Here is a 25046-nt window from a genome sequence, read left to right as displayed (position 1 = left end):
TCTACCTCATTTCAATAACCAACGCACTTGCCCCACCACCGCCATTACAAATGCCTGCAACACCTATTTTACCATTGTTTTGTTGTAAAACCGAAAGCAACGTAACCACAATTCGTGCACCCGAGGCACCCAGCGGATGACCTAACGAAACCGCACCGCCATTAACATTTACCTGTGCTTCGTTGAGATTCAGCTTTTGGTTGTTTGCAATCGATACCACCGAAAAAGCCTCATTAATCTCAAAAAAATCTACCTCCTTAATATCAATATTGGCCTTGTGTAACGCCAGTGGGATGGCTTTAGATGGCGCCGTTGTAAACCATTCTGGTGCCTGCTGAGCATCAGCAAAACTTAAAATTTTTGCCAACGGCTTAATTCCGAGCTCCCGGGCCTTATCGGCACTCATTAATACCAATGCCGCTGCACCATCATTTAAAGTAGAGGCATTTGCAGCCGTAACTGTTCCATCTTTCTTAAAAACTGGTTTCAGGGATGGAATTTTGTCGAATTTTACTGCCGTAGGCTCATCATCAGTATCAACCAGGGTAACTTCGCCTTTTCTATCCTTAACTTCAATGGCTACGATCTCTTCTGAGAACTTTCCATTTGCCTGGGCGGCCTGCGCTCTTTTGTACGATTCGATAGCAAACTGATCCTGATCCGCTCGAGAAATATTACAATCTGTTGCACATAATTCAGCGGCCGAGCCCATGTGATAATCATTGTAAACGTCCCAAAGGCCATCTTTCACCAAACCATCGGTTATTTGTCCGTGGCCCAGGCGATAACCATTTCTGGCTTTATCCAAATAATAAGGAACATTGCTCATACTTTCCATTCCACCCGCCACAATTACATCGTTATCGCCATTGGCGATGCTTTGTGCAGCCAGCATAATGGCTTTGGTACCCGAAGCACATACCTTGTTTATTGTTGTTGCGGGAAGATCGGGCAGGCCGGCAAATTTTGCAGCTTGCGTAGCCGGTGCTTGTCCTAAATTTGCCGATAGCACGTTGCCCATGTAAACCTCCTGAATTTGATCTGGCTTTAAGCCAACCTTTTCAATAGCGGCCTTTATAGCGAAACCGCCCAACTGAGTAGCCGAAAACTGGGCCAACGACCCGCCAAAACTACCAATAGGGGTTCTTACTGCTGATACAATTACAACTTCTTTCATGAATTAATTTTTCTTATGAACTTTTGGTTAGGCTACTAAGTTATCAATTTTTAACCGTTTAGGTAACGAAGAATAAGTCATTTTATGATATTCGCTGGTTTATTGGTTCACTGGTTAGTCGTCGAGCCATCCGATAAACAAAGGCAATACGCAAGTATTCACCGGACGACCAGATTTATAAGACTTACGTCTCAACATCGGTCTTCGGACTCCGGACTTTCTGACTTTTTCCCCCTTTTTCGCGATTTAATGGCCTGTGTAAGCAAGAACTCAATTTGCCCATTGGTACTTCTAAATTCCTCGGCAGCCCAGGTTTCTACTTCCCTCAACAACGCCGGGTTAATCCTTAATACAAAAGCCTTTTTATCTTTCTCTTTTTCCGCCATGCTATCGTATTGCTTCTATATTATACTTTATTTTCAAATTAATGAGGAACAGCTCCATTTCATCAATTTTATTCGAACTGAACAACAACTTCTTGCCGTTTTTTAGCTCGAGTTGTAGTCCTTTGTTCTTATCATTTAAAATGTACGCTCTGTCGCTAAACTTAAACCAAAGTCTTATTCCGACCCCAAAGCCGCCATATTCCGAAAATGCATCGTACTTTCTGATGTACGCCTTTTCTATAGCTGCCCAATCCAAAACTTTTGTTTTTATATGAAAAGGGAAGTATCGGTAGGAGAAGCCAGCCTCAGTAAGCTTTAACTTAAGCTTACTTTTCTGAATGAGAAAAACAATTAAAAAAGGAGAAAGAGCGGCAAAAACCGGAGCAAAATACATTTCTTTCATGCCTTCAAGGCCGGGCCCATACTTCGAAAAAAGGATGGCAATGGTGGGCAAAGTGGTTGCGCCCATAACCAAATATAGCCACCAGATTTTTAACGCTTGTTTTTCCTCAAATTCCATATTAGTTATAAAGCGTGCCCGTGTTTACCACCGGTTGTACGTGTTTATCGCCACAAAGCACTACCAGCAAATTGCTTACCATAGCCGCTTTGCGTTCTTCATCCAACTCAACAATTCCTTTTTCCGAAAGCTTTTCGAGCGCCATTTCAACCATCCCTACGGCGCCTTCAACAATAAGCTTTCGAGCGGCAATAACAGCTGTGGCCTGCTGACGCTGCAACATAGCGCTGGCAATTTCGGGGGCATAGGCAAGGTGCGATATACGTGCCTCCAACACCTCAATTCCTGCCCGCGAAAGGCGCTCGTTTAACTCGTTTTCTAACAGCGCACTCACTTTCTCTGCACCGTCTTTTAAGGTAATGCTTTCTTCTTCGCCCTCGGCATGGTCGTAAGGAAATATATTGGCCAAATGCCTAACCGCGGCCTCACTTTGGATGCTTACATATTGGATGTAGTTTTCGACAGAGAAAATAGCCTTTGCCGTTTCGTTTACCTTCCAAACCACAACGGCAGCAATTTCTATCGGGTTTCCCTGCTTATCGTTCACTTTTAGCTGTTGGCCATTGAGGTTGTTAGCCCTTAATGAAACCTTTCTTTTTGCAGTTAGCGGATTTACCCAGAAAAACCCATCGCTCTTCACCGTGCCCACGTATTTTCCGAACAATGTGAGTACTTTAGATTCATTGGGGTTATTGATGATCAGCCCCGGAAGAACCAGAAAGAAATCGAAGGCGAGGAGGCTGCCGCCCCAGATGAAGCGTTCGGTTACAAAGCAAAAAACAGATACACCTAGCAAGCCTAAAAATAAGGCGAAGGTAACATACCCCGATGGAGGATTGATAATTTTTTCTTGATACATGATTGATATTAATTTGATATCATAAAGTAAAATAAAAGTTTTGGTATTTACAAATATTTTCAGTTGGCGGTTTTCAGTTTTCAGTTGGGAATTAGCAGTTTTCAGTTGGGAATTAGCAATTAAGCAATTCATCAATCAAACAATTCACCAATTAAGCAGTTAAAACAACTAAGCAGTAAGCGTTGAACAATAACGAATTCAAGTTATTAGATAAAAATGTTAATTTTGAAAGCACAATAATTTTATCGCTTTGGCAAAAATCAAAAGAAATTCACACAAAATCCTTTATCGTAAGTATTCATCCAATCTAAAATATGTGATGATGATATTTACTGTCTTCATCATTACGCTCTTTTTACCGAAACAACCACGGTTTAGGTACGAGTTTGAAAAGAATACGGTGTGGAAGAACAAGGATTTGATTTCGCCCTTTAGCTTTGCGATATTAAAAACCAACCCACAGGTTAGTATCGATAAGAAAAATGCATTGAAAGATATTCTTCCGGTGTATCAGTTTGAAAGCGACGTGATGGAAAATTCGCTTGAGGAATTTTTGAATGAATTTGACATCAAGTGGAAATCAACCCAGCTGGGCGAGAAAGATAGGCTCAACTATAGAACACAGGCGTACAAGATCCTGCAAGCTATTTATCAAAAGGGAATTATTGGCTTAAATGTTAAACACCAGGCGGGAGATAAGAATTACGATTTCTCTTTGGTACAAAATAACGTTTCGCGGAAAGTGAACACACAGGATGTATACACCGCCGAATCGGCCTTAAACCATTTTAAGGACACATTTAAGGCGTCGAACCAGGTAATTGCCGACTTGATCAATAATTTAGCGCTCGATCACATCACACCTAACATCATTTTTGACGAACGATTAACCCAAACGATACAGGAGACTACTATAAACAACATATCCACTACCCGTGGAATGGTGCAAAAAGGGGAGTTGATTGTAGCAAAGAATGATGTAATAGACGAGGAGATTTACCAGAAACTAGAATCGTACAAGGCCAATTACGATGCACAAACCAAAACCATCGGCAGTCGGGCACTGGTTTATTTGGGGCAGGTGGTTTTGGTAGCCTTTATACTGGCCATACTGATGTCGTTTTTGTTTCTATTCAGGAAAGATATTTTTGCCGATAACCGCCAGCTTTCGTTAATACTAATTGTAACCACGGGCATGCTGCTGGCACTTACCTGGGCCATCAATCTGGAGATTCCGAGCCTGTACTACATTCCTTTTTGCGTGGTACCGATTATTATCCGGATCTTGTTCGATACCCGATTGGCCCTCTACCTTCATATGCTCGTGATACTTATTGCAGGCTTTTTTGTGGCCAATAGTTTCGAATTTGTATTTTATCAGGTTACAGCAGGCATGGTGGCCATATTCAGCATTAAGAATTTTGTAAAAAGAGAGCGATTTCTGGTTTCAGCCATGTTTATCCTTTTCGCCTACTTTGTGGCGTTTGTAGGCATAGCCTTATTACGCGAGGGCTCATTCCGAGAGATCGAATGGATCAACTTCGTTCCCTTTATTTTTAGCGTTTTGCTATCGTTGCTGGCCTATCCATTAATTTATTTGTTCGAGCGCATTTTCGGAATCACCTCTGATGTGGCCTTAATTGAATTGACCAATACCAACAACAGGCTGCTGCGAGAACTTGCCTTTAAAGCCCCCGGAACCTTTCAGCACTCTTTACAGGTAGCCAATTTGGCCGAGGCAGCAATATTTAAAATCGGCGGAAACTCCGTTTTGGTAAGGGCAGGGGCGCTGTACCACGATATTGGCAAAGTAGACAATCCACAATATTTTATAGAAAATCAAAACACCGCGGTAAGTCCGCACGATAAGTTGCCTTATGAGCAAAGTGCACAGATTATTATTCAGCATGTGCATAAGGGAATTGAGATCTTGCGGAAAAATCAAATTCCCGAAGCCATTATCGATTTTATCAGAACGCATCATGGCAATACCCGGGTAGATTATTTTTATCAATCTTTCTTAAAAAACACGCCCGAAAAATTCGTCGACGAGAACATTTTCCGTTACCCCGGACCCATACCTTTTAGTAAGGAGCAAGGGGTTTTAATGCTTGCCGATTCGGTCGAAGCAGCGTCAAGAAGTCTGAAAAATCCCGATGCGCAGAACATAAATGACATCGTTGAACGGATAATTAACTACAAATTAGAACAAAATCAGCTTGATGATTGCGATTTAACGTTAAAAGATATTGAAACTATCAAATTGATTTTCAAGACGATGCTCATGAGTATCTATCATGTGCGAATAGATTATCAACAAGTTTTGTAATTTTTTTTTGTAGAATAGGTTGTTTTACTATATTTGCAGACCTCAAAACAAGGTCGGTAGGACAAAAAAATTGAGGAAACGGAGAGGTGCCTGAGAGGCCGAAAGGAACAGTTTGCTAAACTGTCGTACTGGTAACGGTACCGCGGGTTCGAATCCCGCCCTCTCCGCTGAAATAAAAAAGTGGCAAAACATTGTGATTATAAAATATTAAATTATAACTTTGCCCACCCTCGAAAAAGGGTTTAAAAAAAGAAGATACCAAGTTCGGGATGTAGCGTAGCCCGGTATCGCGCCTGCTTTGGGAGCAGGAGGTCGTAGGTTCGAATCCTGCCATCCCGACAAAAAGTTCAAAACCACTTTTAACAAAAGGTTTTAAAAAGGTGATACCACAGTTCGGGATGTAGCGTAGCCCGGTATCGCGCCTGCTTTGGGAGCAGGAGGTCGTAGGTTCGAATCCTGCCATCCCGACTTAAAAGAATACAATTTCTTTTTGAAACCTCTAAATATAGCATTTAGAGGTTTTTTTTTGCTTTTTGAAAAAAATCTTCATGCTGAATAAGCAAAAGGGACCGGCTACTATTTCTCTTTCCATACCAAAGTCGGGCATAAGAACGATAAAGATCCACCTGTAAGTGCGTATTTGTTTTTGTTACACATCACGAATTTGGTAAATCGTTTTATATAGCTATTTTTAAAAAATCAAACCAAATATAAATATCAGTACCGCTGTAATGCTTTTTGATTGGAAGGCGAGGATGCGGTCAATAGATCAAATCCGTTTTAAGTATCGAAAACATTATCTGCCAACATAAATACATGAAAAAGCTATTCACCTTATGTTTATTGTTTGTCTTCATCCAGGTCGATGCGCAAACAAAACTTCCGAGCTGGTCTTTCGGTCCCTTTGTTAGGCCACCAGGCGCAAACCCTGTAATTTCGCCCGATACAACAAGCAAGTTTTTTGACCCGATAAAGCAAGAGCAGGTAGATTGGGAAAGCAATGACACTTTCAATCCGGGCGCCACGGTAAAAAATGGTAAGATCTATGTTTTATACCGTGCCGAAGATAGATCGGGGATAGGAATTGGAAAAAGGACCTCAAGAATTGGTTTGGCAGAAAGCAAAGACGGATTGAAAATGAAAAGGTCAAAAACACCGGTTGTTTTTCCGGGCAATGATGATCAAAAGGAATTTGAATGGACAGGCGGATGCGAAGATCCACGGATTGCGGTAACGGCCGATGGGACTTACCTTATGCTTTACACACAATGGAACAAAAAAGTGCCGAGATTAGCGGCAGCAACATCTAAAGATTTAATTCACTGGAAAAAGAATGGCCCTGCCTTTCGGAAAGCCCATAATGGCAAGTTCTTTAACCTGCCCACAAAATCGGCCTCCATTGTAACCACTCTGGTTAACGATAAACTGGTTATAACCAAAATAAATGGAAAGTATTGGATGTATTGGGGCGAGGCGAGAGTATATGCAGCCACATCGGATGATTTGGTTAACTGGGCACCCATCGTTGATGAAAAAGGCGATCTAAAAGTGTTGTTCTCAACCCGAAAAGGTTATTTCGACAGCCAGTTTACAGAATGTGGCCCACCGGCAGTATTAACTTCCAACGGAATTGTGTTAATGTACAACGGCAAAAACTCAGGCGGTAAAAATGGCGATGAAAATTATACTGCAAATGCCTATTGTGCCGGCCAGGCGCTATTCAGTGCCGAAAATCCCGGGCAACTGATTGCGAGATTAGACAAGCCATTTTTAGTTCCGGCTGAACCTTTCGAAAAAAGTGGCCAATATCCCGCCGGAACCGTATTTATCGAAGGTTTGGCCTATTTTAAGCACAAATGGTATTTATATTATGGATGTGCAGATAGCAGGGTGGCGGTGGCCATTTATGATCCTGCTAAAAAATAATTTTCTATCGCAAATTGCAATGATAAGCGCTGCGATCTTTTTCGTCAAAAGAAGAAAGCGCAATTAATAATACTATCTAACCAAAATCAACTATGCAAAAGGTTCCCTTTACCGAGAAAAGATTCCTGACTACCTTAATTTTCGTTACCTCGTTGTTTGCCTTGTGGGGAATCTCCATGACTATGGGCGATGTGCTAAACAAGCACTTTCAGGAAGTGTTAAATGTATCGAGGGCACAATCGGGGCTTGTACAGTTTTCCATTTTCGGCGCCTACTTTGTAATGGGAATCCCAGCCGGGCTTTTCATGAAGAAATTCGGGTACAAGAAAGGGGTATTGCTTGGTTTGTCGTTATATGCCATTGGTTCTTTTCTGTTTTTCCCGGCGGCAAATGCGGCTTCATTTGGTTTTTTTAGATTTGCGCTGTTTATCCTGGGGTGCGGCATGTCGACCTTAGAAACCGTTGCACATCCTTTTATGGCCTCGCTTGGCGATCAAAGAACCAGCGATCAAAGGGTAAATTTTGCACAGTCGTTTAATGCAGTTGGTACATTAATTGGCCCGGCGTTGGGTTCTTACTTCATTTTTGGTGTCGATAACAAGGGGGGCGGGCTCGACTCAGTAAAAATGCTATATGTGGCAATTGCCATCGTAATTACCCTTATCGCCATTTCGTTTTCGTTCGTTAAAGTGCCGGACACAACTGATCCGCATGTTACTGCTGATTTACCAACCGACGGATTAAACAAGGATACCGCACCTGATAAACCGCTCTTTGCACATACTCACTTCAAATGCGCAGTTGTAGCACAGTTTTTCAATGTAGCAGCGCAGGGAGGAACATGGGCCTTTTTTATCAATTTCGCCACCGAAAAAATGGGATTTTCTAATGAGAAAGCCGGCTATTTCATGATCGTGTTTATGGCCATGATGCTTGCCGGAAGGTTCTTAGGAACATACCTCATGACATTTATTTCGCCAAATAAATTGCTCGCCACTTTTGCAGCCGGTAATGTACTGATGTGTTTAATTGTTGCCCAGGATTTGGGATGGATTTCTTTCATCGCCTTACTCATGATCAATTTCTTTTTCAGCATTATGTTCCCCACTATTTTTACCCTCGGGATAAAGAACCTCGGGAAAAGAACACAGCAAGCCTCATCCTTTATATCAATGGGTGTAGTTGGAGGTGCGGTGCTGCCGTTTTTGATGGGATTGGTTGCCGTGCACGATGTTGCAACAGCGTATTATTTGCCAATTGTTTGTTACGCTGTTATTTTCTTATTTGCATGGAGATTCAGCGCCCCGACAAGGCAATGAGGGGCTTTGTAGAAGCTCAATGCGCAAGGGCCTAGGCTATGCCAACCAGATTATTTAATCGCAAAGCATGTAAACTATCAGCCCTGCGCTTTATCTCGAACTTGCAGACTCCCAACTTTCGGACTTCCTTAATTTCCACTTTAGTATTCGAGTTACTACCTTTGTATTTTTTTAGTTGATTAAACGATTTAGTTATAGAATTTTTACAGATTTGCAATTAAATTAATACCTTAGAATTTTTAAAATAAAAGCTAATTTTTAAAACATGATCAAAAAGATTATCCTGCCTTGTTTTATGCTTTCGTCCTTACTGGCATCGGCACAGCAGAATTTGGTGCAGTACGTTAAGCCGATTATAGGCACATCAAAAATGGGGCACACTTATCCCGGTGCAACGGTTCCATTTGGTGCTGTACAATTAAGCCCCGAAACCGATACCATATCGTACGAGGTTAACGGCAAGTATAACGGCGATGTTTACAAATACTGCGCAGGATACAAATATGAAGATAAAACGATAACGGGTTTCAGCCATACGCATTTTAGTGGCACAGGTCATTCAGATTTGGGCGATTTTTTAATTATGCCTACACAGGGCAAACTGCAGTTAAACCCGGGTACGGCCGACAATCCAAAAGGAGGCTACCGTTCGGCTTACTCGCACACCAACGAAACTGCTGAGGCGGGCTACTATAAAGTGAAGCTCGACGATGATAACATTACGGCCGAGTTAACGGCAACAAATAGGGTGGGCATGCACCAGTACACCTTCCCAAAATCCGATCAATCGCACATCATCCTCGATCTCATGGCCGGAATTTATAACTACGACGAGAAAACCGTTTGGACTTACGTTCGTGTGGTTAACGATACCTTGGTTACCGGATACCGCCAAACCAACGGCTGGGCCCGAACCAGAACCGTTTTCTTCGCCATGAGCTTCTCCAAACCATTTAAAAACTATGGCCGTAAGAGTTACGATGCCAAGCAGGCGTACAGAGGATTTTGGGGCAAGTTTAACCAGGATCAAAACTTCCCCGAAATTGCTGGTAAAAAGCTGAAGATGTATTTTGATTTCGATACGAAGGAAGGCGAGAAAGTAAAGATCAAATTTGCCTTGTCTCCAGTTAGCCAGGAGAATGCACTCGAAAATATGCGTGCAGAGATTTCGGGATGGGATTTTGAAAAAGTAAAAACCCAGGCCCAAGCTACATGGAACAACGAGCTCAACAAAATTCAGGTAAGCACATCAAACACTAACAAAATCAACTTTTATACCGCCCTTTATCATGCTTTTATAAACCCGACTACTTACACCGACGTTAACGGCGAGTATAAAGGGTTAGATCAAGGTGTACATAAAGCAGATGGTTTTACCAATTACACCACCTTTTCGTTGTGGGATACTTACCGGGCTTTGCATCCTTTCTTTAATATTATGCAGCCAAAGCGCAGTAACGACATGGTCAAATCGATGATGGCTCACTTTGATCAAAGCAGCCTGCACATGTTACCCATTTGGTCGCACTATGCCAACGATAACTGGTGCATGAGCGGTTACCATAGTGTTTCAGTTTTATCTGATGCCATTATAAAGGGGACTTACACGGGCGATGCCAACAAAGCCCTTGATGCTTGCGTTACAACTGCAAAACATCGCGATTATGAGGGTATTGGCTATTACATGGATAAAGGATACATTCCTGCAGAAAAAAGCGGTGTATCTGTCTCAAATACATTAGAATATGCCTATGATGATTGGGCGATTGCACAACTGGCTAAAAAATTAAACCGCATGGATGTTTACAACGAGTTTATCAAACGTTCTGAAAACTGGCGGAACAATTATGATAAGGCTTCGGGCTTTATGCGTCCCCGCTTAGCGGATGGTAGTTTCAAGAAAACATTCGACCCTAAAGATACGGAAGGACAGGGTTTTATTGAAGGCAACAGCTGGAACTACAGCTTTTTTGTACCTCACGATCCAGCTTCGTTAATTGAAGTAATGGGCGGTAAAAAGAAGTTCGCAGCCCGTTTAGACACTTTGTTCAGCATGCATTTGCCCGATGAATTTTTTGCCCATACCGAGGATATCACCCGCGAAGGAATTATCGGTGGTTACGTTCACGGAAACGAGCCTGCGCATCATGTGGCTTACTTATATAACTGGACTGATGAAGTTTACAAAGGGCAGGCGCAAATACGCCACATTTTAAATATGCAATACAAACCTACTGCGGATGGATTGGGCGGAAACGACGACTGTGGCCAAATGAGCGCCTGGTACATGTTCTCGGCAATGGGATTTTATCCTGTAGCGCCAGGTTCTGATGTGTATTCGCTGGGTAGCCCGCTGGTAAATAATGCAGTGATTAATTTAGAGAACGGAAAAACTTTTACCATTGAAGCAATCAAACAGAGCGAAAAAAACGTTTATGTTAAAAAAGTGCTTTTAAACGGCAAGGAAATTACTAATCACCAAATTAAACATAGTGATATAAGAAATGGTGGTAAACTGACGTTCTATATGAGTGCGACACCAAAGAAATAACCTATCATCCCAATTGTTATGGTTTAAACCGCTGGCTCTTTTTGCTGGCGGTTTTTTTTTGTCGCTGAAACCGTGCTGCGAGCAATTGTGGAGGCAAAAACGCAGGAATTGTGAGGACAGTTTTTTTTACGCTGTCATAGATTTTGACCCTAAAGAGCTTCTTTTGAAAACGTACAAGTGCGCTGCAGTCGAAAAGACGAGCAAATTTTAAATCTGTCATTGGTAGCTTGTACCGATAGCTATCGGTAGGGGATCTTAATGGGCAAAAATTTGATGCTTCGCATTGAGATTCCCGCCTGCGCGGGAAAGACGAGCGGGGGAAAGGATGTGTCCATATGACAAGAAACATCGGGACAAGTTGTGCCTCGCTACAAAGTAGCCCCTTTGTGGCAATGACGATCGTTCACCTTTCATTGCTTTAGCCGCTTGAAAATACCAGATCCAAATACTGTACAAAATCGATTTAGCGATCGTTTTAATCACTATTTTATTTTGATGTTATCAAAATAATCCTAATATTTGTTTAGCTCTAACCAGATTATGTTCGCGATCAAAATCCAACCCGATGGTTTGATTCTGCCCATAAACCTTGTTAATTGCATCAACGGAAACCTTAAAAATCTCAATAACACATAAATAATGAAAAGAAGAAAATTTATTCAAAGCACAGGAATGCTTGGTGCAGGCGTAGTCGCGTCGAAATTTTCCTTTGCCGCAAATCTGGTTCCGGAATTTCCTGTTGTGCGGGTTGCCGCCGGCAAGAGGCATTTCCAGAGTAAAGCTGTAGATTCGGCAATTAAAACTTTCCAGGCCAACGTTAAAAATCCCGAACTGGCATGGCTTTTTGAAAACTGTTTTCCAAATACACTCGATACCACAGTTTATTACGAGGAAAAAAATGGCAGACCTGATACCTATGTAATTACCGGAGATATTGATGCCATGTGGCTACGCGACAGCTCGGCGCAGGTTTGGCCGTATTTACAGTTTGTTAACGAAGATGAACCACTTAAGAAACTAATCGCAGGGGTAATTATCCATCAAACCAAATGCGTTTTAAAAGATCCGTATGCCAATGCTTTTTATGGCGACCCGAATAAGGTAGGCGAATGGAAAACCGATAAAACAGACATGCAGGCCGGTGTGCATGAGCGCAAATGGGAAATCGATTCTCTATGCTATCCCATCAGGCTGGCCTATAACTACTGGAAAAAAACCGGAGACAAAGCGCCTTTCGATGCCGATTGGAAAAAGGCCATTGAGGCAACTTTAAAAACATTTAAGGAACAACAGCGAAAAACAGACAAGGGACCTTACCATTTTCAACGTGAAACCACGCAGCCTACAGATTCGCTTCCAATGGCCGGATATGGTTTCCCTGTAAACCCGGTAGGCTTAATTTGTTCTGCGTTCCGCCCAAGCGATGATGCAACGATCTTTCCTTTTCTGGTGCCCTCGAATTTCTTTGCCGTATCGAGCTTAAAACAAGCTGCAGAAATGATCAAAGCAATGCACCCTGATAAGGCTTTAGAAAGCAACCTGCTTAATCTGGCCACTGAGGTAAGTGCAGCCTTGCAGAAACATGCTATAATTAACCATCCTAAATACGGTAAAGTTTACGCCTTTGAGGTTGATGGTTTCGGCAGTGCTTATTTAATGGACGATTCTAATGTGCCAAGCTTACTGAGCCTGCCTTACCTTGGCGCTATGAGTGCCGAAGACCCGATTTATAAAAATACCCGGAAATTTGCGCTGTCTAAAGACAATCCATACTTCTTTAAAGGAACGGCGGCAGAGGGGATAGGCGGTCCGCATGCTGGTCAGGATATGATTTGGCCAATGAGTATTACCATGAGGGCGCTTACTTCGAGCAATGAAGCTGAGATTAAATACTGCATTGAAACGCTGCAAAAAACACATGCCGGAAAAGGCTTTATGCACGAATCGTTTCATAAAGATAACCCGGCAAAGTTTACCAGATCGTGGTTTGCATGGTCGAACACCCTGTTCGGTGAGCTGCTGTGGAAGACCTACCACGAAAAACCGAATTTACTGAACGGCTAATAGCGTAAGGTATTTGCGGCGCAACGGGAAAAAGAAGTCAAGCTTTAAAAGTTTGACTTCTTTGTTATTAGTTATGAAAATGTTTATCAGACTTCTCCGCTAGCTAGCCGTAGATTTGTAATCCCGACTCAGTTTTTATCTTCAGTGGATTTGAAATCCACAATTTTTCAAACGGAATGAGTCGCATGAGTTTCTCTAAAAGGAGTCGTCATTTCGACCGAAGTGCTCCATAGGAGCTCCTACGGAGGGAGAAATCTTTGCGCTAGGTTCAAAGATTTCTCGGCTACGCTCGAAATGACGATTTTTGTATTGTTGTCAAAAAACGTTAATGGTAGCTTCCCGAAAAGTGGGGACAAGTAGTAGAAAGACTAGCCTAAATGCGTGAAAGGGCGTTTCGATAGGCTCAACGTGACAAATCTAAAATTGAACTTGTTTTCTGAGAGTCTATTTGGTTATTAGCTATAAGAAAATGTTTAATAGATTTCTCCTCCAGCTCTGCTAGCTGGTTGGATTTTGTAATCCCGACTCGGCTTTTATCATCGGTGGATTTGAAATCCACAATTTTTCCACTCGAGATTGCAAATTTCGACTAACGGAAAGTTTCCGAAAGGACGTTGGCTATCGGTTGATTGGCGTTAAGATGTACGCAAAAAGAAGTCAAGCTTTTAAAGCTTGACTTCTTTGGTTATTAGCTACGTTATTTATAAAAAACCTCGTTCCAGTGCAATTCATTTCTGAATTGGTTAATTTTTGTATCAGCACCAATGTTTACATATTCTAAACCAGCGATGTTAGCAAAGTCTGACAGATGCTCGGTAGTTAGGTTTTGGCTATAGGCCGTGTGGTGTGCGCCACCAGCGTATATCCATGCTGCACAGCCGGTTTTCATATCCGGAAGCGGTTTCCAAAGTACACGGGCAACGGGCAGGTTAGGCAAATCGTGTTCGGCTTCAACGGCCTTTACTTCGTTCACTAATAAGCGGAAACGGTTGCCCATATCAATTAAAGATGCATTTAGCGCATCGCCACCAGAAACATTAAAAACCAAACGTGCAGGATCGGCCTTGCCACCAATGCCCAACGGATGAACTTCGAGGCTGGCCTTGCCTTTGGCTAACGAAGCATCTACTTCGAGCATGTGAGAGCCTAAAACCATTGCATTTGCAGGATCAAAATGGTAGGTATAATCTTCCATAAATGCATTTCCCCCTGGCAAACCAGCGCCCATAACCTTACAGGCACGCACCAAAGCAGCAGTTTTCCAATCGCCTTCGCCAGCAAAGCCATAACCATCGGCCATTAGGCGCTGGGCGGCAATTCCCGGCAACTGAATCATGCCGTGCAAATCTTCGAAGGTATCAGAGAAACCTTTAAAGCCTCCATCCTCAAGAAATTTCCGCAAGCCCAATTCAATTCTTGCAGCTTCATAAACAGACGAATGTCTGGCGCCGCCAGTTTTCAGGTCATCAGCCATTTCATAAGTCTGCTCGTATGCCTTCAGCAGCGTTTGAATGGCATCTTCACTTATTTCATTAATTACAGCAACCAAATCGCCTATACCATAAGTATTTACCGAAAAACCAAATTTCATTTCTGCTTCAACTTTATCGCCATCTGTTACGGCTACGAAGCGCATGTTATCGCCAAAACGAACGAACTTGGCACCTTGCCAATCGTTCCACGCAGCAGCAGCACGAGCCCAAACATCAATTTGCTTCGCCACTTCTTCATCCTGCCAGTGGCCAACCACCACCTTGCGGTCTTTACGCATCCGCGAAACCATAAAGCCAAATTCTCTGTCGCCGTGTGCACTTTGATTTAGGTTCATGAAATCCATGTCGATGCTATCCCACGGAATATCGCGGTTAAACTGCGTGTGTAAATGCAGCAAGGGTTTTTGCAAGATGTTTAAACCTCTGATCCACATTTTAGCGGGCGAGAAAGTGTGCATCCACGTAATTACACCAATGCAATTTTCATCAATATTCGCCTGCTGTAAAGTTTCAAAAATTTCTTCAGTAGTTTTCACAATCGGCTTGTACACCACCGAAACAGAGATATTTCCGTTCTCGTTTAACGAATCGGCTACCTGCTGTGCATGCGTTGCCACTTGTTTTAGGGTTTCATCGCCATATAAATGTTGTGTTCCGGTGATGAACCAAACTTGTAATTTTTTTAAATCAATCATTTTTTATTTAGGTTAATTGTTTATTCGTTTTAATCGGTTAATTGCAGTCAGCAGTTGCCCATTTTTTTGTTCCTTTTTTGGTGAAGCAGGTTGTGGTTTTTCATCGCTTGCAATAGCCTTGCTTTCCGTTTTCTTTCGGCCTGGAAAAGTTCCACAATGCGCACTATAATCAGGTTTAGTTTACTCGGGCAATCCTTTCTATCTTAAACCGACAGTAGCGCCAGCCCGATGTTATTTGTTAAGATAAAACTAAAAAACATGTCACCTGAGCATTTCGACTTGAGCTTGTATTGAGCGTAGTCGAAATGCTCAATACAGGCTCAGCCGAAGGGAGATGTTGATAGATTTATTTCATAAAAAAGGTCTTCGACTCCGCACAGACTGACACCCCCATGCTTAACTACATGGCATCGGCGGATTGCGAACGGAGGGTTCCTGCTTATTTCTAAATACTGTTAATTAGTAACAGATTCTTCCCCGAAGTATCAGAACATGCACTGCGCTCAGATCCGATAGCTATCGCACCACAAACAGGAAACCTCTGCATCCAACACTCCAAACTCTCAACTCCAAACTCCAAACCTACTTCTGCCCGTAATAGGCTCCTGCACCATGCTTTCGCTCATAATGCTTTTCTATCAATGAGTCCTTCAATTTAGGCGCCTGGGGATTAATTTGCTGCGTTAACAGGGCCATTTGTGCCACGGCCTCCAAAACTGCGCTGTTATAAACGGCTTTTTCGGCAGTTTTGCCCCACGTAAATGGCGCATGATTACCTACCAAAATCATTTCTACCTCTTTGTGGCTCAAACCCAGATCGGCAAAATGATTCATGATCTGAAAACCAGTTTCATATTCGTAGTTGCCCTTAATCATGGCGTCATCCATCGGCGGTGCGCAGGGAATATCGACCGTTAAGTGGTCGGCGTGCGTGGTTCCGTAAATTGGTATAGCCCTTTGCGCTTGCGCCCAGGCCGTTCCGTAAGTTGAATGGGTGTGCACTATGCCGCCAACATCTTCCCAGTGCTTGTACAAAACGGCGTGCGTTTTGGTATCCGACGATGGTCGTAAATCGCCCTCGATGGTATTCCCGTCAAAATCGACAATCACCATCTTCTCAGCAGATAATTCTTCATACGGAACACCGCTTGGCTTGATCGCAAAAACCCCTTTATTTCGATCAGCGGCACTTACGTTTCCGAAGGTGAACAGCACCAAACCCAGTTTTGGCAACTGCATATTGGCCAGATAAGCTTGTTCTTTTATGTCTTCGTAATTGCTCATGACAGATAAGGTTTGATGTCTTTTTTGTTGTAACGTTCTAAATATCGCCCCAAACCAAGGTATTGCTGGTAATGCATTCTGTACATCTTCTGCTTCTTGATATTTGGCTTATATTCCTTTTCGAAACCGGTTCCCATGGTCGCCATTGCATCTTCTATGGTGGGGTAGATACCCGCCGCAACGGCCGCAAACATGGCAGCACCAAGAGCGCAGGTATGCTCAAAGCGGTGAATCCGAATCGGCATTTCCAAAACATCGGCCATCATTTGCATAATATAAGGCGATTTTTTGGCCACACCACCAATCCCAATTATTCCTTTTACGGGCACGCCCTGTTCCTTAAAACGATCTACAATAGCTTTAGCGCCAAAACAGGTTGCGGCGGCCAGTGCCCTGAAAAAACGCGGTGCATCAGTGCCCAATCCTAAACCTGTTATTGCCCCTTTAAGTTCCTGATTAGCGTCTGGCGTTCTCCGGCCATTTAACCAGTCGACGGCCAATTCGGCATAATCCTCATCATCCAGTGCGTCAGCCTGCTTGCTCAGGTTCGCAATAATTTTATGTTCTAATTCATCTCTTAGCGCAATTGCCGTAGCTTCATCTATTAGATCAGATTCGGTCAGTAAATTAGCTAATGGCCAGCTGATTAAGTTTTTAAACCAGGCGTAAACATCTCCGAAAGCCGATTGCCCGGCCTCTAAACCGGCCATGCCCGGAATTACCGATCCATTTACCTGCCCGCAAATTCCGTTGATCAGTTTGCCATGTAAATCGCGGTTTGGTGCCACTAAAATATCGCAGGTACTTGTACCCATTACTTTGCTTAAATAATAGGGTTCAATTTGGCCGCCAACAGCGCCCATATGTGCATCAAATGCGCCCACGCCTACAACAACCTCAGTACTTAGGCCAAGCTGTTCTGCCCATTCGGGGCACAAGGTACCTGCGGCAACATCAGAAGTGTAGGTATCAGTAAATAATCGGTCTCTAAACCCTGCCAGCAGCGGATCAAGACTGCTGAAAAAATGTTCTGGCGGTAACCCGTTAAATTCCTCTGCCCATAACGCCTTGTGGCCCGCGGCACATCGGCTCCTTTTCATCTTTGACACGTCAGTACCGCCACAAAGTAAAAATGGAATCCAATCGCAATGTTCAACCCACGATTGTACGCTATTTTTAATGCCTGAATCTATCCGTAAAATGCGCAACAATTTCGACCAAAACCATTCTGAAGAATATATTCCGCCGACGTATTTTAAATAGTTGACCGGGAATTTGGTTGCATGCTCGTTAATTTCGGCAGCTTCTTTAACCGCGGTATGATCTTTCCACAGCACAAACATAGCATTTGGGTTCTCTTCAAAACCGGGTGTTAGCGCCAGGGGAGTGCCCGAGGCATCAACCGCAACGGGACTGGAGCCCGTGGTATCAATAGAGATTCCTTTAACTAAATGAGCAATTTCAGATCCGCCTGCTTTAGCCAGGCATTCTTTAATGGTGTGGGTTAAGCCCTCGATATAATCTAATGGATGCTGCCTGAACTGATTAATGGACGGTTTGCAGTATAAACCTTTCTTCCATCGGGGATAAAGAAATACGGAGGCCGAAATTTCTTCGCCGTTTTCGGCATTTACCAAAACAGACCGAACAGAGTCCGTTCCGTAATCTACGCCAATTACATAGTTTGCTGTGCTCATAACAATTTATAATCGTCTAATTAACGTTTATTTTTTTGAAATAAAAAATTTAGTTGCATTTTTAAGGAAAGGTTTTTTGTTGCGTTTCGATGGGAGTTAATTTGTGTAGTAAGTTAGCTTAGATTGTTTAAGTTTAGCCACGGAATAGGGAAAACACGGAAATAGGTTGTTCTGCTGAGGGGTAATTTTTTTGCTTTTATAACCTCTCCCTATCAACGTTTGGGTTAAAAGCAATGGCTCTGCGTTCCCGTCCGACTTCTTCGGAAGGGATGTACAGACAGCTCAAAAACCACCGCCATTAAAAGGAAGAGGTCTAGGGCGCCAAATTCCTCATTTTTGGATTGTTTCGAAAAACGTCAATGGTAGCTTTAATCGGATAGCGATGGGTTTTCTGCAAGGCATTATTGAGTTACGATCTAATGTTTGTGGCGTCGTAAGACGGCGCTACGTGGTGTGCCACGTCATTTGCCCTATTGGTGGGGTGGGGTAACGTGGTGTATCACGTTGTTTACTGCGTTTGTGGGGTGTGCAACGTGGTCAACCACGTTGTTTACCCCGTTGGTGGGGTAGGGTAACGTGGTCAACTAGGTGCTGAACGTGCTCTACCACGTGTACCGACGTGGTCAACGGGGTGCTGAACGTGCTCTACCACGTATACCGACGTGGTCAACGGGGTGTTGAACGTGCTCTACCGCGTGTACCGACGTGGTCAATGGGGTGCTGAACGTACTCTGGCAGGTATACCAACATGGTAAATGGGTAGTATAACGTGGTCGACCACCTATACCACGGGGTTCGCGGCCTTAAAGACCTGGCTGACCACGCTTTAAGCACCTGTAAAGCCGTTTTTCTGGCAATGGATGGTTGGGCGTTTGTTTCTTCGCTTGCACCTGTCGTCTGTTTATGCGGCATTATTGTATTATCGTAGCGAGACGCTACGAGGAGGTAGAGAGACAAAAGCGTCCGTACGCTTATTAAAGTGCAAAAAAAAATGAGCCTCCGGGTGGAGGCTCATCGTCATCAATGGCATTTGCTATTATGGGTTATTCAAATTAATAGATGGTGTAGGTGTTGTTAACAGTGGCACCTCTTTGAACGGTAAAATTTGAATAATAGCCACCATAGCCACTATAGCTAGCATTAGTTACCGTATTATAAACATACACATAGTAGCCCATATCGGATGGAACTTTGAAGCTAACTACACCAGCATCATTGGTCAGCCCTGAAAAATGAGCAACTTTCAATTGATTAGCCGTGGTCGAGTTATAGCTATACCTCGCTGATGGAATCAGTAATACACCAACATTCTTCAATGGCTGAGAATTGTTAGAAGATTTAACTGACATTACATACGTTCCCGAAAAATCTGTCACTTTGGTTTCTTTGGTTTTAGCAGCGCCAGCAGTTACCTGCACGAGCTCCTTAACCAGGTACGGGATGTTATTCACCCTGGCAGAATCTGAAACGACCTGGTAATTTCCAGCGTTAAGATCTCCAAAATCAGCCTGACCGTTGCCATCTGTTACCCTTGAGTCTAAAAGAACGTAATTCGAATAATGGTCGTTATTGACAAGCAACGATACCTTAACATTTGGGATTGCCTTGCCAGCATCGTCAGTTAATTTGTAGGCGAGTTTTCCACTTGTAGATAGTTCGAGGTCAACATTTGTGGTTTTTTTACAAGAAAAAAGCACTGCTAAAAGGAGAGTTAAAAAAGTTAATTTGGATTTCATGTTTTTTTTAAAAATTGTTTAAAGTTTGTTATTTAGGTCACAAATATATTACAATAAACGAAATAACTACCCTTTTTTTAAAAAAATAACTAGCGAATTAGTTCATTCGAATTTTTGCCTCAATTATAGTTTGAATAATTCAATGATGCTTACCACGCAAAACTTCATGCTTAATTCATCATCAAAAAGATAAGCGGTTTTTCTCTTAAACCTTATCTTATTGTCGGGATTTTACCCATCTATTCGAAAAAACAGGGTATTGAATTAATTGAAAATTAAATGGTTTAGGGGCCATATTACCGAAAACACCAACCCTTTGCATTAAGAAGGAACAAAAGCTAAACATCAGCCCTGCAGAATGACTTGAATTTAAACCCAAATGGAATTGCCTCGAAATAGGAATCATAAAGATTGTATTTATCATTTAATTCATCGGAGAAATTACTGTTTATTAAATCGTATGCTTATTGTTAATAGGTTGAGCTTCGAAGTTTCCATTGGTCGGAAATAGTGGCAAATGAAAAACGTACCCAAACCAATAAAAGTGTAATCTGTTGTATGGTATAGGTTGTGCGATTACGCCAACCAACTTGCGCAACCAGTAACCGGTAATTGAGTATGGAAAATGATGAAACACAAGAAATCTACGCAGATTTTAAAAAAAATGTAAATATGAGCCCCTCAAAACTGGAGAAATGGCTGGACACTGAGCAGTCTAAATCTGTTGGATGGGACAGTGGCGACGGGGAGTCGATTGGGCACAAATCAGGAGAAAAGATTATTCGCATCCTGCAAAAAAAGAAAGCAGATTTAACTACTTCCGACTTCAAACACATGCAAAAAGTGAATGGTTATATCAAACGTCATCTGGCACAGCGGCCTGATGGCGACGTTTCTGAAACAAACTGGAATTATTCGCTAAAAAATTGGGGGCACGATTACCATTCGAAGGGATAAGTGAAAATTTGGTGCATGTTAATTTTAAGTGACGGTTTAAAACTTTGACTTGATATGAAGTTACCCATTAATTATTGAGGTTCATTGCCTTGATAAAATTAAACACTAAACAGATGGCAAAAAGCAAGTTGATAAGAATGGACAACATCGGCATCGTTGTAGAATCGCTCGACGATGCAATCTCGTTTTTCACCGAGATCGGTTTGACCTTAGAGGGACGAGCGAAGATTGAGGGAGAGTGGGCCGGAAAAGTAACCGGATTGGGTGCACAATCGGTAGAAATTGCCATGATGGTTACCCCGGATGGCCATAGCCGGCTTGAACTTTCAAAATTTATCAGCCCGGCGGTAATCTCCGATCACCGGAATGCGCCGGTAAACGCCCTGGGTTATTTGCGGGTAATGTTTGCTGTTGATGACCTTGATGAACTGATTCCACGACTGCTTGCGCACGGTGCTGAAATAGTTGGCGAAGTGGTGAAATATGAAAACTCGTATCGCCTTTGCTATGTTCGGGGAGCTGAAGGTATTTTGGTCGGCCTGGCAGAACAACTTAATAATAAATAAATAGTGAAAAGCTTAACGAAGGCTGCCGGAAGGACAGCCCTGAATATTTTAATTTAAATACAATGATGCCGGTTTCGAAGAAGCTTTATTTTTTCAGTGGCCCCAGGTGTTTGTAAGTATTAATCAGCAAGCCTGTGGCAGTACTTTTCGAGTCGACAAATTCGAGTTCTCTTGCATCTATCGTGTCAGCAAGCAGGCGTTTGCCGCGACCAAGTAAAACAGGGTAGGTAATGAGCACTACTTCGTCGGCGAGCCCTTCATTAAGTAGAACCGAAGTAAGGGTTGAACTGCCTATCACAATCACATCACGTCCTTCGGTGGCCTTTAGCTTACGAATCCCATCGATAACATCGTCACTTAAATCTTTTACCGGGCCCCACCCAAGGCTATCGGGCCTGTGCGTTGCAATGTATTTTGTAGCCGCGTTTATGGCATTTGCCATCGGAAAATCTCCGGCATTTGGCCAGAAGCTGCTGAATATATCGTAAGTTTTACGGCCGAGCAACAGGTCGAAATCGCCTCCATAAGCCTCAAAAAGCATTGCTGCTCCGGCAGGACTCCGATAAGGCGTTGTCCAGGCGCCATAAATGTAGTCGCCGTCGTGCTCGATCACGCCGTCAAGCGAAATGTGTTCAAATATTCTGATCTTCCTCATTTGTCTAATGATTTAATGTTCTTCAAATTTAAAGATGCAGAATAACACCTGTGGGGTGCAATTGCGACAATATGAGGATGCCTTTTTACCACTAGCCGTTCGGCGGTAGTCCTTTTTTAATTTTTAATTGTGGGCGAGAGACAACCGAACAGGTTTCTTACTTGTCCATTCGTGCAAGGATGCGTTTCATTTCAGCAATTTCCCTTTCCTGTGCCTCGATAATGCCTTGAGATAGTTTTTTTACTTCGGGATCTTTAATGTCTGCACGGGTACTGGTCATAATGGCGATCGAGTGATGGGGAATCATTCCTTTCATATATTGCACATCGCCAACAAGCGTTTGGGTGCGAACACCCGCCAGCGCCAGCCCAAACACAGCGATACTGCATACCACAATTATTGTGTTAACTGTTTTGTTTTTATACATCGATCGCATCGCAATAAGCATAACAAGGGCCATGGGGCAGATCATCAACAAAGTCATATAAAACCGGGTCATGCTCAGGTAGATGTGATCCGCTTGGTATACATTGAGGTACATTACCGCATACATAATTACAAAGGACAAGGCCAGCATCAAGGCAAATTTTCTGTAGTGATTCGCTTTCATTTTTCTGAATTTAATATGTTCTGAGATTTTCGATTACATTTTTCTCCGTTTCAAATTTATCGGCGACCAAGATTTTGCCGGGTTTTTTGGTAAGCAGTAAGCGGTAGAAACGAAACCGACTTGCGGCTAATGAAATAACACCATTTGCAGGCGTTTTGTTTAATCGCATCAGGCTGCGCCGAGGGTAAGTCAGAAATAAAAAAGATTCGTGATTCGGCTTAGAAACAAGCTAGAACTAGGCTGACGCTATATTGGAAAAACTGATCGATGCAATCGATGATATGTCTTGGATTCACCAGAAAATCTTTGAGCAACTTCAAAAACAAAAAAAGCCTTGTAATCGATTCGTTGCCTTTTCACCCATCTGGCATTAAACATTCCCCTTTCATATATAACTCACCGTTTTGGCGTTTGCCTCGTCGTATTTGCAGAACTCAAAAAGTATAATCGTTCACCTCAAAATGACCATTAGTTGTACAAAAACAAACCATTTCTGAACAAAACAATACCATCCTGCACTTTCTTGATGATTACTTTTGCCTTGTAAAAGGAATTTAAAAGCCAATACAACTGTAGCGCACAATAAGTAAGTACAGTTAGTCTAACCAAATCATTATGAAAATTAGTTTTTCCAACTTAAAACATCAACATACCGCAGTAACTTTTAAAATCGTTTTGTTTCTATTTTGCCTGCTATTATCAACGTGGGTTGTTGCGCAGGAAAGGAATAGGTTTAATACCATTGATAATAAACAGTACCATCTTGTTAAGCCTGGTTACGATAGCAATACTGTACTTCAAAATCCGCTAAATGGATGGGTAATGTATGCTTCGAGAAATGCGGACGTTTCGTATTGGGACACCACTTTTTTTGTTCCGGAGTTAGGGAAGAAAATTAAGCCAATTGATTATGCGTCGGCATGTTATGTAAGAACGAGTTGGGCGTCTTTAAACCCCTCAGAAAACGTTTATGCCTGGAACGATCCAAATTCTAAAATTGCAAAGCTGATTAAGGGTGCTCAAAATAGAGGATTACCTATTGCTTTTCGTATCGTTGTTGATGGACGCGATCAGGGAGCGAATACACCAGCTTTTGTTTACGCTGCCGGCGCAAAATTTTATTTAGAAAATAAAGCAAATCCGGATAGAAAAACACCATATCCCCAGGATCCTGTTTTTAGGAAATATTACTCAAAATTTATTGAAGCTTTTGCCAAAGAATATAATGATTCTGAAAAAACATCATTTATTGATGCCTACGGGCTTGGTAAATGGGGCGAAGCGCACAATGTAGTGTATCAGGACCCAGGTAAATCTTCCGATTCCGCTAAAACTGAGCAATACAAGGAAGAAGTATTGGATTGGGTAACCGATTTATACACCCGCAACTTTACTAAGGTTCCGCTGGTAATTAATTATCATCGGCTAATTGGTCACCCGAAAAGCTGGGCAGCAGCAAATCCAAACAGCCGGAGATTATTAGAAAAGGCTATACATAAAGGGTACAGCTTAAGGCATGATGCATTTGGTATGACCGGATATTATCAGCAATGGGAGAAAGATTTTGCAAAATCATGGAATTTCAAACGACCAATTATCATGGAAGGTGGCTGGATCGTTTCAGGTACGCATCGGTATTGGATAGATCCGAGTAATCAGTATCGGGAAGGTCACGATGAAGATGTTAGAAAAGGAGAATATGAAGCATCGGCTGAGGCAAAGGTGAACATGATGGACTTCCGGGCCGGTGGTGAAACCGCATCCTGGTTTACAAAGGCATTTCCTTATGTTCAAAAATTTATCTCGGAGGGTGGATATCGATTGTATCCGGATGAAATAAATCTTCCCGTTGAGTTGAGTTCCGGAGATGTTGTTAACATCTCGCATCGTTGGAAAAATATGGGCTGGGGCTATTGTCCGAATAATATTCCGCAGTGGAATTATAAATACAAAGTGGCTTTTGCTTTATTAAACGATCGTGATGAGGTGGTTAAAGCGTTCGTAGATTTAAAAAGCGAACCCTCAAACTGGATAAAAAACCAACCCACTAAGTACATTTTTAACCAGCGCATCCAACTTCCTTCGGGTAAATATACCTGGGCGATAGCGATTGTTGATACAACGAAAAATAATCGTCCGGGAATAAAACTGGCCATCAAGGGCAAAGCTACCCCAACGGGCTGGAACAAATTAAGCCAGGTTATAATTAAGTAGAAATTTCA

At 42.6% G+C, this 25046-nt stretch carries 21 protein-coding genes and 3 tRNA genes; 11 read left to right on the top strand and 13 right to left on the bottom strand.

Translation table 11 applies throughout. The annotated features are described in order from the left end of the window. Position 1 precedes the first annotated feature (1 nt). The 4 genes from IZT61_RS02300 to IZT61_RS02285 form a co-directional block, all read right to left on the bottom strand. Positions 2–1177 (bottom strand): acetyl-CoA C-acyltransferase, encoded by a 1176-nt coding sequence (locus IZT61_RS02300; protein ID WP_196099589.1) that lies wholly within the window; start codon positions 1175–1177, stop codon positions 2–4. Positions 1178–1368: 191 nt separating this feature from the next. Further along, a complete protein-coding gene (locus IZT61_RS02295) occupies positions 1369–1563 on the bottom strand; it encodes an Arc family DNA binding domain-containing protein (protein ID WP_196099588.1) in 195 nt (64 codons plus the stop codon). Between the two features lies 1 nt (position 1564). Further along, positions 1565–2083 (bottom strand): hypothetical protein, encoded by a 519-nt coding sequence (locus IZT61_RS02290; RefSeq protein ID WP_196099587.1) that lies wholly within the window; start codon positions 2081–2083, stop codon positions 1565–1567. Position 2084: 1 nt separating this feature from the next. Continuing rightward, positions 2085–2942, bottom strand: coding sequence for an SPFH domain-containing protein (locus IZT61_RS02285; protein WP_196099586.1), 858 nt, complete (start codon positions 2940–2942; stop codon positions 2085–2087). A gap of 322 nt (positions 2943–3264) precedes the next feature. On the opposite strand from IZT61_RS02285, the gene IZT61_RS02280 reads away from it, so the two are divergent. The 7 genes from IZT61_RS02280 (at position 3265) to IZT61_RS02250 (ending at position 11067) form a co-directional block, all read left to right on the top strand. After that, entirely contained in the window at positions 3265–5271 is a 2007-nt protein-coding gene (locus IZT61_RS02280; protein ID WP_196101189.1) for an HD family phosphohydrolase, read from the top strand. An 80-nt stretch (positions 5272–5351) separates the two neighbouring features. Continuing rightward, positions 5352–5438, top strand: a tRNA-Ser gene (locus IZT61_RS02275). Between the two features lie 98 nt (positions 5439–5536). Further along, positions 5537–5610 (top strand) — tRNA-Pro (locus tag IZT61_RS02270). 55 nt (positions 5611–5665) lie between these two features. Beyond that, a tRNA-Pro gene (locus IZT61_RS02265) sits at positions 5666–5739 on the top strand. Between the two features lie 348 nt (positions 5740–6087). Further along, on the top strand, positions 6088–7197 hold the full coding sequence (locus IZT61_RS02260; protein ID WP_196099585.1) for a glycoside hydrolase family 130 protein: 1110 nt from the start codon (positions 6088–6090) through the stop codon (positions 7195–7197). Between the two features lie 92 nt (positions 7198–7289). Further along, a complete protein-coding gene (locus IZT61_RS02255) occupies positions 7290–8516 on the top strand; it encodes a sugar MFS transporter (RefSeq protein WP_196099584.1) in 1227 nt (408 codons plus the stop codon). A 265-nt stretch (positions 8517–8781) separates the two neighbouring features. Then, positions 8782–11067 (top strand): GH92 family glycosyl hydrolase, encoded by a 2286-nt coding sequence (locus IZT61_RS02250; RefSeq protein ID WP_230383821.1) that lies wholly within the window; start codon positions 8782–8784, stop codon positions 11065–11067. Positions 11068–11083: 16 nt separating this feature from the next. Here the strand turns inward: IZT61_RS02250 and IZT61_RS02245 are convergent, their stop codons facing one another. Then, entirely contained in the window at positions 11084–11287 is a 204-nt protein-coding gene (locus tag IZT61_RS02245) for a hypothetical protein (protein WP_196099583.1), read from the bottom strand. A 419-nt stretch (positions 11288–11706) separates the two neighbouring features. Between IZT61_RS02245 and IZT61_RS02240 the strand changes: the two genes are divergently transcribed. Further along, a complete protein-coding gene (locus IZT61_RS02240) occupies positions 11707–13131 on the top strand; it encodes a glycoside hydrolase family 125 protein (RefSeq protein ID WP_196099582.1) in 1425 nt (474 codons plus the stop codon). Positions 13132–13828: 697 nt separating this feature from the next. Here IZT61_RS02240 and araA read toward each other — a convergent pair. The 5 genes from araA to IZT61_RS02215 all read right to left on the bottom strand — a co-directional run bounded on the left by araA (position 13829) and on the right by IZT61_RS02215 (position 20036). After that, on the bottom strand, positions 13829–15319 hold the full coding sequence (araA, locus tag IZT61_RS02235; protein WP_196099581.1) for an L-arabinose isomerase: 1491 nt from the start codon (positions 15317–15319) through the stop codon (positions 13829–13831). Between the two features lie 582 nt (positions 15320–15901). Continuing rightward, a complete protein-coding gene (locus IZT61_RS02230; RefSeq protein WP_196099580.1) occupies positions 15902–16603 on the bottom strand; it encodes an L-ribulose-5-phosphate 4-epimerase in 702 nt (233 codons plus the stop codon). Continuing rightward, positions 16600–18300: a ribulokinase gene (locus IZT61_RS02225; protein ID WP_196099579.1), complete on the bottom strand. Its 1701-nt coding sequence runs from the start codon at positions 18298–18300 to the stop codon at positions 16600–16602. Before IZT61_RS02225 ends, IZT61_RS02230 begins: the two co-directional genes overlap by 4 nt. A 666-nt stretch (positions 18301–18966) precedes the next feature. Then, positions 18967–19212 (bottom strand): hypothetical protein, encoded by a 246-nt coding sequence (locus tag IZT61_RS02220; RefSeq protein WP_196099578.1) that lies wholly within the window; start codon positions 19210–19212, stop codon positions 18967–18969. A 140-nt stretch (positions 19213–19352) separates the two neighbouring features. After that, positions 19353–20036 carry a hypothetical protein gene (locus IZT61_RS02215; RefSeq protein WP_196099577.1) on the bottom strand — a complete coding sequence of 228 codons (684 nt, stop codon included), beginning with the start codon at positions 20034–20036 and terminating at the stop codon, positions 19353–19355. 618 nt (positions 20037–20654) lie between these two features. Here IZT61_RS02215 and IZT61_RS02210 point away from each other — a divergent pair. Then, positions 20655–20993 carry a DUF3140 domain-containing protein gene (locus tag IZT61_RS02210; RefSeq protein ID WP_196099576.1) on the top strand — a complete coding sequence of 113 codons (339 nt, stop codon included), beginning with the start codon at positions 20655–20657 and terminating at the stop codon, positions 20991–20993. A gap of 113 nt (positions 20994–21106) precedes the next feature. After that, positions 21107–21559, top strand: a complete 453-nt coding sequence (locus tag IZT61_RS02205) for a VOC family protein (RefSeq protein ID WP_196099575.1) — start codon at positions 21107–21109, stop codon at positions 21557–21559. Positions 21560–21644: 85 nt separating this feature from the next. Here IZT61_RS02205 and IZT61_RS02200 read toward each other — a convergent pair whose 3' ends face one another. From IZT61_RS02200 to IZT61_RS22165, 3 genes are all read right to left on the bottom strand, one after another. Then, the gene (locus tag IZT61_RS02200) at positions 21645–22214 is read right to left on the bottom strand and encodes a dihydrofolate reductase family protein (protein ID WP_196099574.1); all 570 of its coding nucleotides are present in this window, start codon (positions 22212–22214) and stop codon (positions 21645–21647) included. 157 nt (positions 22215–22371) lie between these two features. Then, positions 22372–22824 (bottom strand): DUF305 domain-containing protein, encoded by a 453-nt coding sequence (locus IZT61_RS02195; protein WP_196099573.1) that lies wholly within the window; start codon positions 22822–22824, stop codon positions 22372–22374. 468 nt (positions 22825–23292) lie between these two features. Continuing rightward, positions 23293–23433, bottom strand: a complete 141-nt coding sequence (locus IZT61_RS22165; protein WP_230383820.1) for a hypothetical protein — start codon at positions 23431–23433, stop codon at positions 23293–23295. Positions 23434–23439: 6 nt separating this feature from the next. Here IZT61_RS22165 and IZT61_RS02190 point away from each other — a divergent pair, with 6 nt between their 5' ends. Further along, the gene (locus IZT61_RS02190; protein WP_196099572.1) at positions 23440–25038 is read left to right on the top strand and encodes a DUF4832 domain-containing protein; all 1599 of its coding nucleotides are present in this window, start codon (positions 23440–23442) and stop codon (positions 25036–25038) included. Positions 25039–25046: the final 8 nt, after the last annotated feature.

This window comes from Pedobacter endophyticus (assembly GCF_015679185.1).
Taxonomy (GTDB): Bacteria; Bacteroidota; Bacteroidia; order Sphingobacteriales; family Sphingobacteriaceae; genus Pedobacter; species Pedobacter endophyticus.
Note: the sequence above shows the minus strand (reverse complement) of the source record. Positions and strands in the feature narration are given on the sequence as shown.

What these genes read in the sequence shown, in the direction of transcription:
- IZT61_RS02195 (WP_196099573.1), bottom strand. Translation starts at nt 22,824, where the DNA reads ATGAAAGCGAATCACTACAGAAAATTTGCCTTGATGCTGGCCTTGTCC.
- IZT61_RS02190 (WP_196099572.1), top strand. Translation starts at nt 23,440, where the DNA reads ATGAAAATTAGTTTTTCCAACTTAAAACATCAACATACCGCAGTAACT.
- IZT61_RS02230 (WP_196099580.1), bottom strand. Translation starts at nt 16,603, where the DNA reads ATGAGCAATTACGAAGACATAAAAGAACAAGCTTATCTGGCCAATATG.
- IZT61_RS02205 (WP_196099575.1), top strand. Translation starts at nt 21,107, where the DNA reads ATGGCAAAAAGCAAGTTGATAAGAATGGACAACATCGGCATCGTTGTA.
- IZT61_RS02295 (WP_196099588.1), bottom strand. Translation starts at nt 1,563, where the DNA reads ATGGCGGAAAAAGAGAAAGATAAAAAGGCTTTTGTATTAAGGATTAAC.
- IZT61_RS02215 (WP_196099577.1), bottom strand. Translation starts at nt 20,036, where the DNA reads ATGAAATCCAAATTAACTTTTTTAACTCTCCTTTTAGCAGTGCTTTTT.
- araA (WP_196099581.1), bottom strand. Translation starts at nt 15,319, where the DNA reads ATGATTGATTTAAAAAAATTACAAGTTTGGTTCATCACCGGAACACAA.
- IZT61_RS02225 (WP_196099579.1), bottom strand. Translation starts at nt 18,300, where the DNA reads ATGAGCACAGCAAACTATGTAATTGGCGTAGATTACGGAACGGACTCT.
- IZT61_RS02240 (WP_196099582.1), top strand. Translation starts at nt 11,707, where the DNA reads ATGAAAAGAAGAAAATTTATTCAAAGCACAGGAATGCTTGGTGCAGGC.
- IZT61_RS02255 (WP_196099584.1), top strand. Translation starts at nt 7,290, where the DNA reads ATGCAAAAGGTTCCCTTTACCGAGAAAAGATTCCTGACTACCTTAATT.
- IZT61_RS02300 (WP_196099589.1), bottom strand. Translation starts at nt 1,177, where the DNA reads ATGAAAGAAGTTGTAATTGTATCAGCAGTAAGAACCCCTATTGGTAGT.
- IZT61_RS02220 (WP_196099578.1), bottom strand. Translation starts at nt 19,212, where the DNA reads ATGCCGCATAAACAGACGACAGGTGCAAGCGAAGAAACAAACGCCCAA.
- IZT61_RS02260 (WP_196099585.1), top strand. Translation starts at nt 6,088, where the DNA reads ATGAAAAAGCTATTCACCTTATGTTTATTGTTTGTCTTCATCCAGGTC.
- IZT61_RS02250 (WP_230383821.1), top strand. Translation starts at nt 8,782, where the DNA reads ATGATCAAAAAGATTATCCTGCCTTGTTTTATGCTTTCGTCCTTACTG.
- IZT61_RS02210 (WP_196099576.1), top strand. Translation starts at nt 20,655, where the DNA reads ATGGAAAATGATGAAACACAAGAAATCTACGCAGATTTTAAAAAAAAT.
- IZT61_RS02285 (WP_196099586.1), bottom strand. Translation starts at nt 2,942, where the DNA reads ATGTATCAAGAAAAAATTATCAATCCTCCATCGGGGTATGTTACCTTC.
- IZT61_RS02200 (WP_196099574.1), bottom strand. Translation starts at nt 22,214, where the DNA reads ATGAGGAAGATCAGAATATTTGAACACATTTCGCTTGACGGCGTGATC.
- IZT61_RS02280 (WP_196101189.1), top strand. Translation starts at nt 3,265, where the DNA reads ATGATATTTACTGTCTTCATCATTACGCTCTTTTTACCGAAACAACCA.
- IZT61_RS02245 (WP_196099583.1), bottom strand. Translation starts at nt 11,287, where the DNA reads ATGACAGATTTAAAATTTGCTCGTCTTTTCGACTGCAGCGCACTTGTA.
- IZT61_RS02290 (WP_196099587.1), bottom strand. Translation starts at nt 2,083, where the DNA reads ATGGAATTTGAGGAAAAACAAGCGTTAAAAATCTGGTGGCTATATTTG.